Annotated in this window: 18 protein-coding genes and 2 pseudogenes; 12 read left to right on the top strand and 8 right to left on the bottom strand. The window is 64.2% G+C overall.

What is annotated here, in order from left to right; translation table 11 throughout:
- On the bottom strand, positions 1-1,338 hold the full coding sequence (locus AB7G19_RS20175; RefSeq protein ID WP_085404589.1) for a S41 family peptidase: 1,338 nt from the start codon (positions 1,336-1,338) through the stop codon (positions 1-3).
- 307 nt (positions 1,339-1,645) lie between these two features.
- On the opposite strand from AB7G19_RS20175, the gene AB7G19_RS20170 reads away from it, so the two are divergent.
- From AB7G19_RS20170 to AB7G19_RS20135, 8 genes are all read left to right on the top strand, one after another.
- Entirely contained in the window at positions 1,646-2,779 is a 1,134-nt protein-coding gene (locus AB7G19_RS20170; protein ID WP_135213795.1) for an alpha-hydroxy acid oxidase, read from the top strand.
- A 13-nt stretch (positions 2,780-2,792) separates the two neighbouring features.
- Positions 2,793-3,419 (top strand): HAD family hydrolase, encoded by a 627-nt coding sequence (locus AB7G19_RS20165; protein WP_208087075.1) that lies wholly within the window; start codon positions 2,793-2,795, stop codon positions 3,417-3,419.
- Positions 3,420-3,574: 155 nt separating this feature from the next.
- Positions 3,575-3,769 (top strand): hypothetical protein, encoded by a 195-nt coding sequence (locus AB7G19_RS20160; RefSeq protein WP_354097626.1) that lies wholly within the window; start codon positions 3,575-3,577, stop codon positions 3,767-3,769.
- 231 nt (positions 3,770-4,000) lie between these two features.
- Entirely contained in the window at positions 4,001-5,212 is a 1,212-nt protein-coding gene (locus AB7G19_RS20155; RefSeq protein ID WP_354097627.1) for a molybdopterin molybdotransferase MoeA, read from the top strand.
- 176 nt (positions 5,213-5,388) lie between these two features.
- Positions 5,389-6,090 (top strand): transcriptional repressor LexA, encoded by a 702-nt coding sequence (lexA, locus tag AB7G19_RS20150; RefSeq protein ID WP_014494969.1) that lies wholly within the window; start codon positions 5,389-5,391, stop codon positions 6,088-6,090.
- A gap of 207 nt (positions 6,091-6,297) precedes the next feature.
- On the top strand, positions 6,298-6,516 hold the full coding sequence (locus AB7G19_RS20145) for a hypothetical protein (protein ID WP_354097628.1): 219 nt from the start codon (positions 6,298-6,300) through the stop codon (positions 6,514-6,516).
- Positions 6,517-6,708: 192 nt separating this feature from the next.
- Positions 6,709-7,143, top strand: a complete 435-nt coding sequence (locus tag AB7G19_RS20140; RefSeq protein WP_063983046.1) for a hypothetical protein — start codon at positions 6,709-6,711, stop codon at positions 7,141-7,143.
- A 223-nt stretch (positions 7,144-7,366) separates the two neighbouring features.
- Positions 7,367-8,308, top strand: coding sequence for a GAF domain-containing protein (locus AB7G19_RS20135; RefSeq protein ID WP_354097629.1), 942 nt, complete (start codon positions 7,367-7,369; stop codon positions 8,306-8,308).
- 9 nt (positions 8,309-8,317) lie between these two features.
- On the opposite strand, the pseudogene AB7G19_RS20130 reads toward AB7G19_RS20135, so the two are convergent.
- Positions 8,318-9,694: pseudogene (locus AB7G19_RS20130) on the bottom strand (ComEC/Rec2 family competence protein); the annotation flags it as partial.
- A gap of 625 nt (positions 9,695-10,319) precedes the next feature.
- Here AB7G19_RS20130 and AB7G19_RS20125 point away from each other — a divergent pair.
- From AB7G19_RS20125 to AB7G19_RS20110, 4 genes are read left to right on the top strand one after another with little or no spacing between them, the layout of a single operon-like run.
- Entirely contained in the window at positions 10,320-10,607 is a 288-nt protein-coding gene (locus tag AB7G19_RS20125) for a hypothetical protein (RefSeq protein WP_441268032.1), read from the top strand.
- A complete protein-coding gene (locus AB7G19_RS20120) occupies positions 10,604-10,897 on the top strand; it encodes a hypothetical protein (protein ID WP_354113710.1) in 294 nt (97 codons plus the stop codon). The genes AB7G19_RS20125 and AB7G19_RS20120 overlap by 4 nt, the downstream gene beginning before the upstream one ends.
- The gene (locus tag AB7G19_RS20115; RefSeq protein WP_354102181.1) at positions 10,894-11,049 is read left to right on the top strand and encodes a hypothetical protein; all 156 of its coding nucleotides are present in this window, start codon (positions 10,894-10,896) and stop codon (positions 11,047-11,049) included. Before AB7G19_RS20120 ends, AB7G19_RS20115 begins: the two co-directional genes overlap by 4 nt.
- Before the next feature lie 49 nt (positions 11,050-11,098).
- A complete protein-coding gene (locus tag AB7G19_RS20110; protein ID WP_283016418.1) occupies positions 11,099-11,338 on the top strand; it encodes a hypothetical protein in 240 nt (79 codons plus the stop codon).
- A gap of 641 nt (positions 11,339-11,979) precedes the next feature.
- Here the strand turns inward: AB7G19_RS20110 and AB7G19_RS20105 are convergent.
- From AB7G19_RS20105 to AB7G19_RS20080, 6 genes and pseudogenes are all read right to left on the bottom strand, one after another.
- Positions 11,980-12,173: pseudogene (locus AB7G19_RS20105) on the bottom strand (hypothetical protein).
- 478 nt (positions 12,174-12,651) lie between these two features.
- A complete protein-coding gene (locus AB7G19_RS20100) occupies positions 12,652-12,927 on the bottom strand; it encodes a hypothetical protein (protein WP_441268031.1) in 276 nt (91 codons plus the stop codon).
- Complete coding sequence (locus AB7G19_RS20095) at positions 12,924-13,400, bottom strand: hypothetical protein (protein ID WP_441268030.1); 477 nt, start codon at positions 13,398-13,400, stop codon at positions 12,924-12,926. Before AB7G19_RS20095 ends, AB7G19_RS20100 begins: the two co-directional genes overlap by 4 nt.
- Positions 13,397-14,704: an AAA family ATPase gene (locus AB7G19_RS20090; RefSeq protein WP_441268029.1), complete on the bottom strand. Its 1,308-nt coding sequence runs from the start codon at positions 14,702-14,704 to the stop codon at positions 13,397-13,399. The genes AB7G19_RS20095 and AB7G19_RS20090 overlap by 4 nt, the downstream gene beginning before the upstream one ends.
- The gene (locus AB7G19_RS20085; protein ID WP_441268028.1) at positions 14,701-14,988 is read right to left on the bottom strand and encodes a transcriptional coactivator p15/PC4 family protein; all 288 of its coding nucleotides are present in this window, start codon (positions 14,986-14,988) and stop codon (positions 14,701-14,703) included. Before AB7G19_RS20085 ends, AB7G19_RS20090 begins: the two co-directional genes overlap by 4 nt.
- Positions 14,985-15,266 (bottom strand): TSCPD domain-containing protein, encoded by a 282-nt coding sequence (locus AB7G19_RS20080; protein ID WP_441268027.1) that lies wholly within the window; start codon positions 15,264-15,266, stop codon positions 14,985-14,987. The genes AB7G19_RS20085 and AB7G19_RS20080 overlap by 4 nt, the downstream gene beginning before the upstream one ends.
- Positions 15,267-15,384: the final 118 nt, after the last annotated feature.

The following is a 15,384-nucleotide window of genomic DNA, read 5'->3' as shown; positions in this document are numbered from 1 at the left end:
TTAGTTCGGTACCGCCGCCTTCGGCGCGGGCTTGGCGGCGACCGCATTCGCGGTCACGCCGTGCAGGAAGTCGTAGGCCGCATGCAGGGCCTTGTCGTCCTTCTCTTCCGGCGGGACGTAGGACTGCGATCCGGTCTGCTCGGTGCCGTCGGCGGCCTGCAGATGGCCGCGCATCTGCGACTCCGCCATCGTATCCATCCGGCCCTTCAGCTCGGGTGGCACGTCCTGCAGGATCTCGATGTCGGGCGCGATGCCCTGGGCCTGGATCGAGCGGCCCGACGGCGTGTAATAGCGCGCCGTGGTCAGCGCCAGCGCGCCATTGCCGGCGCCGAGCGGAATGATGGTCTGCACCGAGCCCTTGCCGAACGAGCGCGTGCCGATGATCGTGGCACGCTTGTGGTCATGCAGCGCGCCGGCGACGATCTCCGAGGCCGAAGCCGAGCCGCCATTGACCAGAATCACCAGCGGCTTGCCCTTGGTGAGGTCGCCGCCATGGGCGGTGAAGCGCTGGGTCTCTTCGGGATTGCGGCCGCGGGTCGAGACGACCTCGCCGCGCTGAAGGAAGGCGCTCGACACCGAGACGGCCTGGTCGAGCAAGCCGCCCGGATTGTTGCGCAGGTCCATCACGTAGCCGACCAGCTTCTCCGGCGGAACGTCCTTGGAGATCGACGCGATCGCCTTCTTCAGGCCGTCGGTGGTCTGCTCGTTGAACGAGGTGACGCGGATATAGCCGATGTCGCCGTTCTCGACGTGGAAGCGCACCGGACGCACATGGATGATCTCGCGCTTGATCGCGACGTCGAGCGGAGCGTCGGCGCCCTTGCGCACGATGGTGAGCTTGGTCTGGGTATCGACCGGCCCCTTCATCTTGTTGACGGCCTGCTCGAGCGTCATGCCCTGCACGGCATCGCCGTCGATCTTGCTGATGAGGTCGCCGGACATGATCCCGGCCTTGGACGCCGGCGTGTCGTCGATCGGCGAGACGACCTTGACCAGGCCGTCCTCCATCGTGACCTCGATGCCGAGCCCGCCGAACTCGCCGGAGGTGGTCTCCTGCATCTCGGTCCAGGCCTTGTCGTTCATGTAGCGTGAATGTGGGTCGAGCGAGGTCACCATGCCGGTGATCGCACCCTCAATCAGCTTGGAATTGTCGGGCTTCTCGACATAGCTCGCCTTCACCCGCTCGAACACTTCGCCGAACAGATTGAGCCGGGAATAGGCATCATCCGCGCTCGCTGCCGCCCGTGCCGCCCATACTCCACCGTGCGGGCTGGCGACCAGAAGGGTTAGACACGCTCCCGTGAGTGCGCCCAGGGGGAACAGCAGGTTTTTCCGCATGGATAGACTGGCCTTCTTGCTTGGAGCTTTGCTTTGGGCTTGTGAGGCGCCATGCAAATGGCGATCCAGCCCGCTGTTCACAATACCATTCTGGTTTCTTCAAGGCCGGGACGCCACGCTGGCGGGTACATCGTAAAAATCTCTTCGCCCGGGCCTAAACTTTTGGCAACGTTCCGAAACCGTTTCGCGCAACGCGGGAATCGGCCGGCCGGCCCACGCCTCTCAGCTATGCGATTTTAGGATGGTTTTGGAGGGCCGGACACGATAGGCGATGACAATAACGCTTCAAATTCTCGGGAGGACAACAATGAATGACGCGCCCCGCATCCGGCCGGAAAGGAACGTCGAACTCGGCGCCAGCGCCGAGCCATTCCAAAACCTGCACGAATTCATCCGCAAGGCGCGCGCCAACCTCAACCAGAACGCCTGGGACTATATCGTCGGCGCCGCCGAGACCGAGACCACGATGCGCCGCAACCGCATGGCGCTGGACGAGATCGCCTTCCGGCCGCGCGTGCTGCGCGACGTCCGCGAGGTCGACGGCTCGGTCGAGCTGTTCGGGCGCCGGATGCGGCTGCCGGTGGTGCTGGCCCCTGTCGGCGCACTGGAGATCTTCGATCCGGATGGCGCGGCGAGCGTCGCCCGCGCCTGCGGCACCTTCGGCGCGGCGCACATGCTGAGCTCGGTGTCCGAGCCCGGCCTGGAGAAGACCGCCGAGGCCGCCCCTGATGCGCTGCGGCTCTATCAACTCTATGTGCGCGGCGACGACGATTTCGTCGCCGATGTCGTCAGCCGGAGCGAGAAGAACGCCTACGCCGCCTTCTGCCTGACCGTTGATACCGCCCATTACAGCCGTCGCGAACGTGACATTGCCAAGCGCTATGTTCGCGAGAGCCGCCTGCGCGCCACCGGCGGCGATTACCAGAAGGGCCTGGAGTGGCGGACCGTGAAGATGATCAAGGACAAGTTCAAGATCCCGCTCATCCTGAAGGGCATCGCCACCGCCGAGGACGCCCGGATCGCGGTCGACCACGGCGTCGAGTGGATCTACGTCTCCAACCATGGCGGCCGCCAGCTCGATCACGGCCGCGGCGCCATGCATGTGCTGCCCGAGATCGTCGACGCCGTGAAGGGACGCGCCAAGATCATGGTCGACGGCGGCTTCTGCCGCGGCACCGACATCGTCAAGGCGATCGCGGCGGGCGCGGACATGGTCGGCATCGGCCGGCTGCAATGCTGGGCATTGGCCGCAGCCGGCGAGGCCGGCGTGAGGCGAATGCTGGAGTTGCTCGAGGACGAGGTGCTGCGCTGCCTAGGCCTCTTGGGCGCCACCTCGTTCGCCGAGGTCGACAAGTCCTGCCTGCACCAGGCGACCGCAACGAATGCGCCGAGCGTGTTCAGCGCGTTCCCGCTGTTCGACCATGACCCCTATCGATATTGAGTGAAAGGATGCAATGAGCTCGCTCTCTCCCGGCAGCGCGGACGCGCTCCTGTTCGATCTCGGCCGCGTCGTGCTCGACATCGATTTCTCCAAGGCGATCGCCTGCTGGGCGGGACATGCCGGCTGCAAGCCGGAAGCCATCGTCGCGCGCTATGTACGGGACAGCGAAGCCTATCGGCTGCACGAGGTCGGCAAGATCAGCGACGAGGCCTATTTTGACTCGCTGCGCGTCTCGCTCGGGATCGGCATCTCGGACGCGCAGTTCCTGGAGGGCTGGAACGCGATCTTCGCCGGCGAGATGCCCGATATCGCCGAGCTGCTGCCGCGTGCGGCCAAGCAGTTGCCGCTCTACGCCTTCTCCAACACCAACCGGCCGCATGTGGACCACTTCTCGAAGGAATATGCCGCCCTGCTCGGCCATTTCCGCGAGCTGTATCTGTCGTCCAGCATCGGCCTGCGCAAACCCGATGTGGAGGCCTTCGACCATGTCGTGGCGGCGATCGGCGTGCCCGCGAACCGTATCGTGTTCTTCGACGATCTTGCCGAGAACATCGAAGGAGCGCGGTCGCGCGGCCTGACCACGGTCCACGTGACCTCGCCCCGCGACGTCGGGAACGCCCTCAAGGCGCTCGGAATCTGATCTCTGGCCGGCAAGCCGACGGGCCGCGAATGGAACTATTTTGCCTGGGGGCGAGGAACCAAAACCCTTTGTGCATTTTTATACGGAGTTCCCGGAACGATTGCCCCTCTCAGGACTCATGAGTCCGTTGGGAATTCTACATCGGGCTTATCGTCGTGTTGGGCAAAACCTACCTCACCAAGCAGGCCTCTCTGCTGATGAAATTCGCCAGGACCACATCGGATTCTGAGCTTTCCGCCAAGCTGATCAGCAAGGCCGCCGACCTGAAATCCCAGGCCGACCCGCTGCCTGACAGGGATCAGGGCCCCGCAGCGCCGGACGTCAGTCCGTACAAGCAGCCGGGGGGCTGACCGATGCTGGCCGTGGCTCTCGTCTTTCTCGTCCTCGCCATGGCCATCCTCGTACCGGTCTGTCTCGCCTTCTGGATCATGCCGCGGCGGACTTGATGCTCACCCTTCATCGCAGAGCGGATGACGCAGGATAAATCATCCTGCGCGGCCACTGTTTTGCCTCTGCGCCTGCACTCGGCTAGAACTCTCGCCGCCGATTTGCCCGAACGGGCCCAGCAGGAGTTTTCACCCGTGGCCCTGATGCCGGTTTCCGACGCGCTCGCTGCGGTGCTGGCGGGCGCAGAGCCGCTGCCTGAAGAGATGATCGCGCTCGACGCAGCCTTCCACCGCGTGCTCGCGCGCGACGTCGCCGCGCGGCGCACGCAGCCGCCGCAGGCGATGTCGGCAATGGACGGCTATGCGGTGCGCGCGGTCGATGCGGCGAAGATCGAATCCCAGCTCACCCTGATCGGCGAGGTCGCGGCGGGCCGCCCGTTTGCGGGATCGATCGGCGCCGGCGAGGCCGTGCGTATCTTCACCGGCGGTGTCGTTCCCGATGGCGCTGATGCGGTCGTGATCCAGGAGGACACGATCGCGGACGGCAAGCGCATCACCATCAAGGAAGCCGCCGTAACGGGGCGGCACATCCGCCCCGCCGGCGTCGACTTCTCGGAAGGCGACGTGCTGCTGCGCAAGGGAGCCCGGCTCACCGAGCGCGACCTCGCGCTCGCCGCCGGCATGAATTACCCGCAATTGCCAGTCCGGCGACGCCCGAAGGTCGCGATCCTCGCGACCGGCGACGAGCTGGTGATGCCGGGTACGACGCCGGGCCACGGCCAGATCGTCTATTCCAACGGCTACGCCCTGCACGCGCTCGCCCGCAGCGAGGGCGCCGATACCATCGACCTCGGCGTTGCCGCCGATACGCTGGAGGCCACCACGGCCGGCATCGGCCGCGCGCGGGAGAGCGGCGCCGACATCCTGATCACGACCGGCGGCGCGTCGGTCGGGGACCACGATCTGGTCCAGCAGGCGCTGAGGGACGAAGGTATCTCGATGGCGTTCTGGAAGATCGCGATGCGGCCGGGCAAGCCGATGATGAACGGGCGGCTCGGCGCGATGCGCGTGATCGGCCTGCCCGGCAATCCCGTGTCATCCTACGTTTGCGGCTTCCTGTTCATGGTGCCGTTGATTCGCGCGCTTTCGGGCCGTTCGATGATTCATCACCGCCGCGAACGCGCGGTGCTCGGCCGCGATGTCGGCGCCAACGACCAGCGCGAGGATTACCTGCGCGCACGCCTCGAGCTGCGCGATGACGGCACGCTCGTCGCCCTTCCGGTCAATCACCAGGATTCCTCGCTGCTTGCGAATCTCGCTGCGGCACAGGCACTTCTCGTGCGCGCGCCATTCGCGTCGAAGGCCGAAGCCGGCACGCCTTGCGAGGTCTTGCGGCTGCCCGTCTGAGCGCTTCGTTCGCGTGCGTTCCGCGAACTTTGTCGCGTTCACGGTAAATTAAGCAGTTGCGGAACATGTATCGAACATATAGTGTCCGTTCATGATTTGTTTCGAGAATGTAGCGGCTTACTGCTGAATTCAGCGTCTCGGAATCGAACGACATCAACCGGGGGATTTTGGTCGAGATGTTAACGCGCAAACAATACGAGCTCCTGCGGTTCATCAGCGAACGGCTGAAGGAAAGCGGCGTGCCGCCCTCCTTCGATGAGATGAAGGACGCGCTCGACCTGCGCTCGAAATCGGGCATCCATCGCCTGATCACTGCGCTCGAGGAGCGCGGCTTCATCCGGCGCCTGCCCAACCGGGCCCGCGCCATCGAGGTGATCAAGCTGCCCGAGCTTCAGGCCGCTGCCGGCAGCCGCCGCGGCTTCACGCCGAGCGTCATCGAAGGCAATCTCGGCAAGGTCCGCACGACTTCGAGCCCGCCGGCGGACGAGGGCGAGCGCCCCGTCGCGGTCCCCGTGATGGGCCGCATCGCGGCCGGTACGCCGATCGAGGCCTTGCAGACCCGCAGCCACACCATCAGCGTACCGCCTGACATGCTCGGCTCGGGCGAACATTACGCGCTCGAAGTGCGCGGCGATTCCATGGTCGAGGCCGGCATTCTCGACGGCGACATGGCGCTGATCCAGCGCAACGAGAGCGCCGATACCGGCGATATCGTGGTGGCGCTGATCGACGACGAGGAGGCGACGCTCAAGCGCTTCCGCCGCCGCGGCGCCTCGATCGCGCTCGAGCCCGCCAATGCGGCCTATGAGGTCCGCATTCTGCCGCCCAACCGGGTGAAGATCCAGGGCAAGCTGATCGGGCTGTACCGGAAGTATTGATACCGGACGTGCCGGTATCGGTTATTTGGCGCCCCGCGCGCTTTGGATCGGCATCGCCGATCCGAGATTGGAGCGGACGATTGTCCGCTTCCGCTGGATAGTCTTTCTGGTTTCGCGCAGATTATCCGGCCCCTCCTCCAGCGGTAAATCCTCGGCACGCCGCACGAAGCAGCTCTGCTTCGCGGCCTTCAGGTTCGAGGAGAAGTCATGCGCCGGATCGTTCTGAGCACAATTGCTGTGGCGCCGCTGATCGCAGCATCAGCGTCGCAAGCCTTGGACGTACAAACCTTAGCCGCGCAATCGCGGCCCCATGTCCGCAAGGACACCGCCGTTAGCGAGCAAGTCCGCAAGGCCCTCGACGCCGTCGACCAACCGTCGCGGCCGGGCTGGCAGTATTCCGGCTGGTCGGCGCCTGCGGGGCGCTGACACGCGCCTGCAGAATGCAAAGGGGCGGGCTTTGTTCCTGGTGGATTCGGGAAAGTTAATGTGATTGCGGCCTGCGGCGGCGAGCCGTAGATTTGCCTACAACCCGGCAGAACGTTTGGTATTTCCACTCTGATAGAGGCCTGCGCCTCGATTAAGAGACGTGGGTCGCTATCCCTGCATGAGGAGCACCCGATGTGTGACTACAGCCTGCATGCCGTCGCGTCGCGTCCCGCCGAAGTCGGCGAGACGATCGTCACGACAACCTTCCGCGGCACCTCGACGCGCGGCTTTGCCTCCGCGGCCGATCCGACCGTCGCGGTCTGCCTGCTCCCGGGGACGGAGCTCGCCTTCGCCGACAACGTCCGCTACGACAATCGCTGGATCTGGACGCGCACCGTCAATTCGCGCGTCGGCAAGTTCGGCAAGATCGATCCGCACATTCCCGATCGCCATCATGATGCGATCGAATTCCCCGACGGCAAATCCGTGCTGGTGACGCAGCTGGTCGAAGGCCAGCGTGCGACCGTGCTGCAGCTACCGGTGACCCAGCCGCTCGGCGAGCGCGAGCACAAGCCGCAGACCATCACCGACAGCCGGACAACCATCACCCGCCTGCCGATCGGCTGATGCAGCCATTCCCGGCCGACAGGTCGGGCCAGGATTGAAATCGCCATCGCCGGCCGAGGCCGGCGAGATGGTGTCGTTTGTGTCCCGCGAAACTCCATCGGGCGGACCAAGCCGTGGCGTCTCCCACCGCACGAAGTTTGCGCTGTCCTGCCTGAATTTTGAACGTCCGTTCCGCAGCCAAATGGCCGATGCTTGGTGCGGCTTGAGACGGCGGGCACGTTCGATGAAGACCTTCATTCGCGTCGTTGAACTCTGGGTGCCTGACCGCACGCGCATGCGGCTGGAATTCGGCGGCGGCCTCTACGGCGAAGGGTTGTCCGCGTTTAGGGACGTGAGCGAGGATCTGCACTTCGGATATGACGAGGGACTTCCCGGCAAGGCCTGGGCCGGCGGCCACCCCGTGATCCTCACTAGATTCACCGATTCCTATTTCAAGCGGACCGATCAGGCCATCGCCGCCGGGCTGACCTGCGGCGTGGCGGTGCCGGTGTTTTCAGGCGAATTCCTGCAAGCCGTCATGGTGCTGTTCTGCGGCGACGACGAGGCCCATGTCGGCGCGATCGAACTCTGGCACAACGATGCCGAAACCTCCCACGAGATGGGGCTCGTCGACGGCTATTACGGCACCGCCGACATGTTCGAATTCAACTCCCGCCACACCAGATTTCCGCGCGGCTTCGGCCTTCCCGGCCGCATCTGGAAAGCCGGCCTGCCGCTGATCATCAAGGACCTGCACGATGCCAGGAGTTTTCTGCGCTGGGAGGACGCCGCCAAGGTCGGAATCAATCTCGGCGTCGGCGTTCCCTACCGGACCGGCACCGATCAGACCTGGGTGCTGACATTTCTCTCCGCGCAGGCGACCCCGATTGCGCGACGCTTCGAGATCTGGGTCCCGGACGAGGCCCGTTCGGCGCTGGTCTTCCGCGCCGGCGATTGCAGCGCGCAGACCGACCTCGCCGCGCTCTATGCGACGAAATCCATCGCCAAAGGCGAAGGCAGCATCGGCGGGGCCTGGGCCACCGGCATGCCCGCACTCAACGACGATCTCGCGCGTGACGTCTCGGTCGCGGCCTTGCAGGCCAGCGCCTCTGGGCTGAGCCAGATGGTCGTCCTTCCGGTGATCGGCAACGCCAGGCTCGACGCCGTGCTGGCCTGGTATCTGTAACCCGTCCGCTCAATCCTCGGCCTGCAGGTCGGCTTCCGATGGCGTCGCGTCGCGGTTGCGGGGAGCCGCCGCCTGCGGCGCAAGGCTCGCGCTGAAATCCGCCTCGCCGGCCGCCGCCGGCGACCACGGACGGTCTGTCCCCCTCGTCTTCGCCGCCTGAACCGCAAAACCGTCGCCGCTTCGCGTCAGCGCCAGCGCGCCTTGCCTTGCGAGACGCTGACGGTCGACAACCATCGCCGCGCAATCCGGCGGCGCCGGCCGCGCCGTCACCACCAGCGCGGCACGGCTGCAATCGTCAGCCAGTGAATCGATGCGCAAGGCCAGCGCGACCAGGCGCCCGTCGGCGAGCGGCGTCACGCAGCCGGCTTCGTCGCACGACACGCCGGCGGCCAGTGAGGCACTGCCGGCGTCGCGCGGATCGGCGTCGGCGGCGAGCCATTCCTTCAGAAGAAAACTGTCCTTGCTCGACCTGATGAGATGCAGGTGCCCATCCCTGCCCCGCACCGCGACGCTCTGGCCGTCACCGGCGATCAGGATATCGGGCTGGCGCGCGCACAGTCCCCAGAGGATCGCGGCCAACAACACCACCGCGCCGGCCCAGCGCAACGGCGTGCGCAACAAGCCCATCACGATGATTCCCAAGCTTGCCGCGATCAGCGGTGCTATGCCGAAAGCCGAGATGCGGCCGACCGCGCCCGGCAAAGCGGCCACCCAGCGCGACACCGCAACCATCCAGTCGATGCCGATCCCCATCAGCCACCAGAACGGACCATCGAGTCCGAACGGCGCTGCAATCAAGCCCAACAGGCCCGCGGGCATCACCAGGGCCGAGACCACCGGCATCGCCCCGAGGTTGGCGAGCACGCCGAACGGCGTCACGCGGTGAAAATGGAAGGCGGCATAGGGCGTGGTCGCGAGCCCCGCAATCAGCGAGGCCAGGAACAGCATCGCGATTTCGCGCCCGCCCCACATTGCAATCCGCGCGGTCGCGGAATGATCGGGCGACGCAAACAGGTTCGGCATGCCGATCTGCACCAGCGCCACCAGTCCGAGCGTCGCGGCGAAGGACATTTGAAAACTCGGATGCACAAGTGCTTCCGGTGCGACCGCGAGCACGATCAGCGCGGCCACCGCCAGCGTGCGGAAGGTGATGGCACGGCGATCGACCATGACCGCGATCAGCACCACCGCCGTCATGAAGAACGAGCGTTGCGTCGCGACCTCCGCGCCCGACAGCAGCAGATAGAACGCGGCTGCGACCAGCGCCGCGGCCGCCGACCATTTCTTGATGGCAAAGCCGGCCGCCATTCCAGGGATCAACGCCAGCAGCGCGCGCACCGCGAAGAAGACCACGCCGGCGACGACCGCCATGTGATAGCCGGAGATATGTCAACTGCGGGGAAACATGAGCTATTTCAATATATTAATACAGGTTCGCTTCCCAAATTGTGAGCGCGGGAAGCACCTGGTCACGCCTCAGACAGAGGGGGCGTGAGATGGGCTGGATCCTGTTGGCAGTGGTGGCGGCGCTGCTCGCCGCTTTCGTCCTGTGGTTCAGGCAGGTGACGCGCGACGCTGACGCCGAGTATTGAGTGGCCTGTCAGCCTCAGACATGCTCCATGCGCGCGAGCTCGTCGATGTCGTGCTGATCCTGCCCCATGCGGCGGATCAGACTCCGGCGGGCCGCCTGCCGTCAAGAGTCCACGCGTCAATTGAGATGTCGGCGGAGCTTCCTGATGATCTCGCGCAGGCTGTCCGCATATTCCTCAATGATGCGTCGAGCCTGCTCCTCGCGCGAGGGCTGAGGCTCTGGCGCCTTTCTAGGCGGGCTTGGCTCATCCGATGAGCGCATGGTTAAAGCATTGCCGAGCGACACCGGTGAGCGTTGAGATGGATCAAGCGGGACGGCTGCCCACTTTTTCCACACACGACGCGCAGTAGCCCGGGCGCGTCCCGGGCCCCAAGGGATTGATAATTTGCGACGCGCTTAGGATGCCGCTTTGATCGCGGCATGCCTCGCCCTGTCCGACGCCACACGCCTACGCACACCGACGGGCGGCCGCTCAAGATCACCTTCGGCGAGATGCGCGAGATGGGCGTGCGCGGCGTGCTAGTCTACTGCCATTGCGGTCATCACGTTGCTCTGAACGCCGACCGCTGGCCGGACGATGTAAGGCTCTCCGATCTCGAGCCGCGGTTCGTCTGTGGGGGTTGCGGTGGTCGCGGCGCCGACGTTCGGCCAGACTTTGAGCGGGGCAATCCGCAGCTCGCAATCATGGGGTACCGAAACACGCAATGACCAAGGGCTGGGGGCGGCCTTTCGAGGAGCCGATCGAGGTGGACGGCGGCAAGCTGGTGACGCTGCTGGATGCCGGCGAATACATTGCGGCATTGCCGAAGAAAGAGCACGCCGCGCTAGAATGGCAAGCCGCGATGGAAGCCTTGATCCTGGTGGCGGAAGGCGGCGGCCCGGCGATGTTTGCCCGCATCGGGGTCATGCGGGCGTTGAACCGCCACCACGTCCCGGAGTTTAACCCGAAGGGAAAGGGGCCCCATTGGGGCCGGCGCAAACTGAAGAGGGATCAATGACCGTCTTCGTGTACGTGAATACTGCCAAACGGGTCGGCGACGCCGATCACATCAAGGTCTTTTCCACCATCGATGCTGCGGAAACGTGGTTCGAGGAGAACGATCCCGAGGGAGTGGCATTCGAATACGACGTGATAGGCTCACCAGCTTGATCCGCGGCGCAAGCTGCCGTGCACTTTCATCATTTGAGGATTCGAGATTATGCCCAAGGAAAACTGCCTGATCGTCCGTGCGGCTGGAAAACAGCTCGATCTACTGCGCGGAGAAGCTTCCCGAATTGCGAAGGAGAATAAGGTCGACTGGTGGATCGATCGGGCCGACGTCGGCATGGTCTTCTGCTTTGAAGACTCGAAGGCGAAAGATGCTTTCGCGCTCACTTGCGACAGCTTCGGCGTTCCATGTCAAGACGGGTTAGCCAAAAAGAAACCCGCGGCCAGCTGAGGCGAACTGGCGCGGAAGCATTGCCAACTAAGGCGGCCCTACGAGAACCGACCCATCGCCCAACGCGCGTTAGACGATGGGCGGTTCCGGGTGGATGGCGCGAACCTAGGAACGCGCCACAGACCGATTGCTCAATCTTTCTGTCGGACGATCGTTCCTATTGAATGACCAACCTCGGGATCCAACTGAACGGCCTTACAGGAAAAAGAGGCCAATGGCGGCAGCCGCTACCGGCAGCATCCCCAGCACAATCACAACGCCACGATAGACCCATTCGTTACGCATCGGGAAAAAGTAGCACGTCTGGAAGCAGCATGATGAGCAAAATTGCTCACTCCCAGCGCCAACTGAGGCGGCCTTTATTTTCTGTCTTGAGCAAAATTGAACAGGCGCGATTGTCGATGCGGTTCAGTGTGAGGGATGGCCCGGGAAACAGAAGCCCTAACCGCAGAAGAGTTCGCTTCGCTGCTTCTGGTTGGCAATGTGCCCCCAAACGGCCGCGCGCCCATAATCCCCCCCGCACACAGCGATCGGCTCATTGCTTTGGGCTACATGGTCTTTCTATCGGGTAGGCTGCGAATGACCACAAATGGCCGCGTTCGGATATACGCGGGGCAACTCGCGGCTGCCTGAAGGACCTTCTATTCCGGCGGCTGTAGGCCGGGCGATCTCAGCCAGTCGCTGATGTGAGAGCCGGTCTCGGCTTGGCGGGCTCTGCGAATTGCATGCTCCCGCTCGATTCCTGGGGGAAGCGTTTCAGCCTTCTCACGGAGGCGCTTGGCCTCTTCGGCAAAGCGCTCTTCAAGGGGGTGGTCTGCTTGGTTCGGCGTCGCATGGCGCTGGCTCCTATCCAGAGGAAGGAGGCGGGAGCGCGAGATGGCGTTCTCATCACCGATAAAAGCCAAGGGCCGCGCGGTGATGATTTAGTGTGCGCTCTTCGACATAGGAACGCGAGTCATAATCCTGGCGGGGTCGAGCAGCAGCGGCTCCAACTGAAATGCCGCAAAATGGGAAAAGCCGCAGCGTGGTTCCAGCCCCACTGCGGCCATCCCGGGTAACTTGAAATCGGTTGGTACTTAAATCGGGCCGGTGTTCCTTTAATAGAACACCCCGTTCCGAAAATGGAGTCCGGGCAACTACCGGAGTCCGGTTTTCTACGCATTGTCACTTGGAGGGCAGACATGGCACGGCATGTCATTCCAGCCCCAACTGCTCCCGGCTGCCGATCCAATTGCGGATTAGAGCGCCGGGAGTGCTAGGCCCGTCAGCGTGAACCGGCGGGCCCTGGTATTATCGCCTCAGCCGCCGGCGCTTCATGGCGCACCCCGCTGCGTCTCGTCGTTCCACGCTGCGTAATAGCTCGTCTTGAACTCGCGCAGCATGTCCGCGAGGTGCTGGACCGCGAAGTTGGCAAGCTCCAGACATCGCTCGTTGGTCACGTCTTGGCACCAGTCGGCGACCAAATGCTCTGTGATCTCGCCCATCCGATCGAGATCGCCGACCTTTTGCTCCAGATTGCGGAAGGCCTTTGCGTGAAGTTTCTCGACGGCCGCTCGGTCGGGTCGCGATAGCTCAATCACGTTGCTCATGCTGATCGCTCCCGGTTCTCGCAATCTCGCTCGACCAGCCGAAACAATGATCGCAGGAAAAGGATCTCGAACGGTTGAAGATTGCGGCCCGACTCCTCGTCGCCGGACTGATCCATTACGACGTCGGCGACGCTGGCGAGCGACCACAGTTCAACCGTCCGAACCTTGCTCGTCTTACTCATGAGGCGCGTAAGCCTGCGCAGCGCTGCGTCCCGCCGCTCGGACGTGCCCTCAATGACGATCTCGGCAACGGTCGAATTGCCGGTGTGCTCGGCGCGCCAGGCACCGTTGATCGCGCCATTGATCGACGTATACGTAACGGCTGCGCGCATGATCGCGGAGGCTCGGTCGAGCTCCTCCTCGCTGTCGAGCCGGCTGGGCGGTGTCAGGATTTCGGCGACGTTCTCTGTAGGTAAGGCGGCGGGAGAATTCGCCCCAGCGCGCGCGGCAGACAGATCGATGATGTTGCTCATGCCATTGCCCCTTGCTGCCAGTCCTGCGAACCAACCTGCTCGAGGTGGAGACGCGCCCGGGTCGCATTCTGCCAATCCATGCTGCCACCGCGGCCCGTGCCGCTGGTGATGCCGGACAAGCTCGGGTGATCCAGCAGCAGAACCGCGCAGCCCGCGTCCTGGGCGAGCCGCCGGAACAGGCTGACAAAGGTGCGGGCGTGCACGCGGTCATTCTGGTTGCCACCGAACGTCGCGGCGATGCTGTCCACCACGATCAGCGCGGGCCGCACCTTGTCGACCAACATGGCGAGCGAACCAAATAGCGGGGTCGGCCACATGGTGCCGTCGGCGTGTGCATAAGCCAGAAGGCAATTCTCAGGGCTGGCGAAGTAGAAATGCAGGCCTTCGATCTCGTCCGGATCGATGCCGCGTTTCCTCGCAACGCGCACCAGCCGCCGGCGCATTTCGTGGTCCGGTTCCTCGGCGCTGAAGAAGATTACGGGTCCGGCCTCTACGGTGGTGCCGAGCCAATCACCGAGGCCGCGCTCGACCGACACGGCCAGCTGCAGCGCAACGGTCGTCTTTCCACCACCACCATCACCCGAAAGGATCGTGGCGTCGTCCGCGGGGATCCGGTGGGTCGCGATCCACCGCATCTCCGGCAACGGCACACCGCGCCAGGCGGAAGGACGAACGGCCGGCAGAGGCGGCTGATGGCCAACCAGGGAGATATAGGTCTCGATCGGCCTTCTGATTTCTGCGGCACCTGCTGCTGCCGCAGCCAATACGCCCTGCACTGCAGGCACCGACAGGCCGATGCGCAGCCCAAGCGCGTGCAGGCCGTCAATAACACTGATCCTAGCCTCGGGTGATCCGGCCAACCTCAAGGCCCCGGTGGCACCGCGGACGAATTCCAGCGCGCGCGCCTCCGGTTTGAGACTGAGCAGCGCTCGCTCCAGATGCTCCGGCGGTGCGGCGGCCGCGGGCGAAACAGGCTCCTCGTCGGCAACATTCTCCGGGGTGATCGACGGCTCGGTGCCGTCGGGCCCAAAGATCGGTTCTTCATCGGAACCAGTTTCTGGGTCCATCGTGTCCGGCCGGGCGATCTCGCTGATCTCGACGAGCTCGGCCAAATTGTGAAGCTCGGCAACTTCGATGATGCGATCGCTGACAGCCACAGCGTTAAGCCGGCCCGCGGCGACGTGCTGCCGCAACCCGCCGGCCGCCGCGAGCAGCGCAGGCAATTTCTCGGGCGCCATCGCCACGTCGCGCGCTATGAGCGCAAATGCGCGCTCGGCTTCACCTGGTGCTGCGGCGATGTTCATTCGGTCGCCTTCGCGTCGTCCGCGATCAAACCGAGTTCGCGGGCCTTGGCTTCAGCCTTTGCCAACCCGGCCGCCAGCGCCGGCAACTTATCGACGCCCATTGAAATGCCCTTTGTCGTAGGCCGGTCGATGCCGTCGTCACCGGTGGAGTAGACGCGGACGTTGATGAGGTCGTGCCCCTCGTATTCGCTCAAAGTGACGTGCACGGACTCGTTGCGCCGGCGGTTTTTCCAGAACTTGGAAATGGTCAGCGGCACGGCGCGCAGGGACGTTTTCTCGCTCATCGGATTTGCTCCAGCGCTGCGCCGATCGGGCTGGCGGCGATGCCGCGCGTGTCGCGCTTGAGCGCGTGCATGATTTCGTCGAGCGGCGCGCCGTACTGCAGGGCCAAACTCGCGAGGATTGCCGCATCGCTCATCAGGAAGTCGAGCAACGAATTGGCGCGATCGGCATTGAGAAACACTTCACCGACGCGCCCGTCGGGATAGTAGCCGACGGTCATTTCGAACCGGGCACCGTCGCGCTCGAACGTAATGGTCTCTGCGCGGCGCTTGTTCGGCAACCGCTGGCGACTTGGGACGTTGCTGGCCGGTGATGCTTGGCCTAAATCCATGGCTGTGATCTCTGTCGAAGGTGATCCGAAAACGAAAGAAACGCCGTTCCCTGCCTGGGTGGGCAGA

Source organism: Bradyrhizobium sp. 215_C5_N1_1 (assembly GCF_052075935.1).
Classification (GTDB): domain Bacteria; phylum Pseudomonadota; class Alphaproteobacteria; order Rhizobiales; family Xanthobacteraceae; genus Bradyrhizobium; species Bradyrhizobium barranii.
The sequence above is the reverse complement of the archived record's forward strand: the minus strand, read 5'-3'. Positions and strand labels throughout refer to the sequence as shown.

Bases quoted from the DNA above. Each gene is read 5' to 3' on its own strand.
- AB7G19_RS20165 (WP_208087075.1), top strand. From the start codon at position 2,793: ATGAGCTCGCTCTCTCCCGGCAGCGCGGACGCGCTCCTGTTCGATCTC.
- AB7G19_RS20120 (WP_354113710.1), top strand. From the start codon at position 10,604: ATGACCAAGGGCTGGGGGCGGCCTTTCGAGGAGCCGATCGAGGTGGAC.
- AB7G19_RS20095 (WP_441268030.1), bottom strand. From the start codon at position 13,400: ATGAGCAACATCATCGATCTGTCTGCCGCGCGCGCTGGGGCGAATTCT.
- lexA (WP_014494969.1), top strand. From the start codon at position 5,389: ATGTTAACGCGCAAACAATACGAGCTCCTGCGGTTCATCAGCGAACGG.
- AB7G19_RS20135 (WP_354097629.1), top strand. From the start codon at position 7,367: ATGAAGACCTTCATTCGCGTCGTTGAACTCTGGGTGCCTGACCGCACG.
- AB7G19_RS20110 (WP_283016418.1), top strand. From the start codon at position 11,099: ATGCCCAAGGAAAACTGCCTGATCGTCCGTGCGGCTGGAAAACAGCTC.
- AB7G19_RS20100 (WP_441268031.1), bottom strand. From the start codon at position 12,927: ATGAGCAACGTGATTGAGCTATCGCGACCCGACCGAGCGGCCGTCGAG.
- AB7G19_RS20125 (WP_441268032.1), top strand. From the start codon at position 10,320: ATGCCTCGCCCTGTCCGACGCCACACGCCTACGCACACCGACGGGCGG.
- AB7G19_RS20085 (WP_441268028.1), bottom strand. From the start codon at position 14,988: ATGAGCGAGAAAACGTCCCTGCGCGCCGTGCCGCTGACCATTTCCAAG.
- AB7G19_RS20145 (WP_354097628.1), top strand. From the start codon at position 6,298: ATGCGCCGGATCGTTCTGAGCACAATTGCTGTGGCGCCGCTGATCGCA.
- AB7G19_RS20170 (WP_135213795.1), top strand. From the start codon at position 1,646: ATGAATGACGCGCCCCGCATCCGGCCGGAAAGGAACGTCGAACTCGGC.
- AB7G19_RS20115 (WP_354102181.1), top strand. From the start codon at position 10,894: ATGACCGTCTTCGTGTACGTGAATACTGCCAAACGGGTCGGCGACGCC.
- AB7G19_RS20140 (WP_063983046.1), top strand. From the start codon at position 6,709: ATGTGTGACTACAGCCTGCATGCCGTCGCGTCGCGTCCCGCCGAAGTC.
- AB7G19_RS20090 (WP_441268029.1), bottom strand. From the start codon at position 14,704: ATGAACATCGCCGCAGCACCAGGTGAAGCCGAGCGCGCATTTGCGCTC.
- AB7G19_RS20175 (WP_085404589.1), bottom strand. From the start codon at position 1,338: ATGCGGAAAAACCTGCTGTTCCCCCTGGGCGCACTCACGGGAGCGTGT.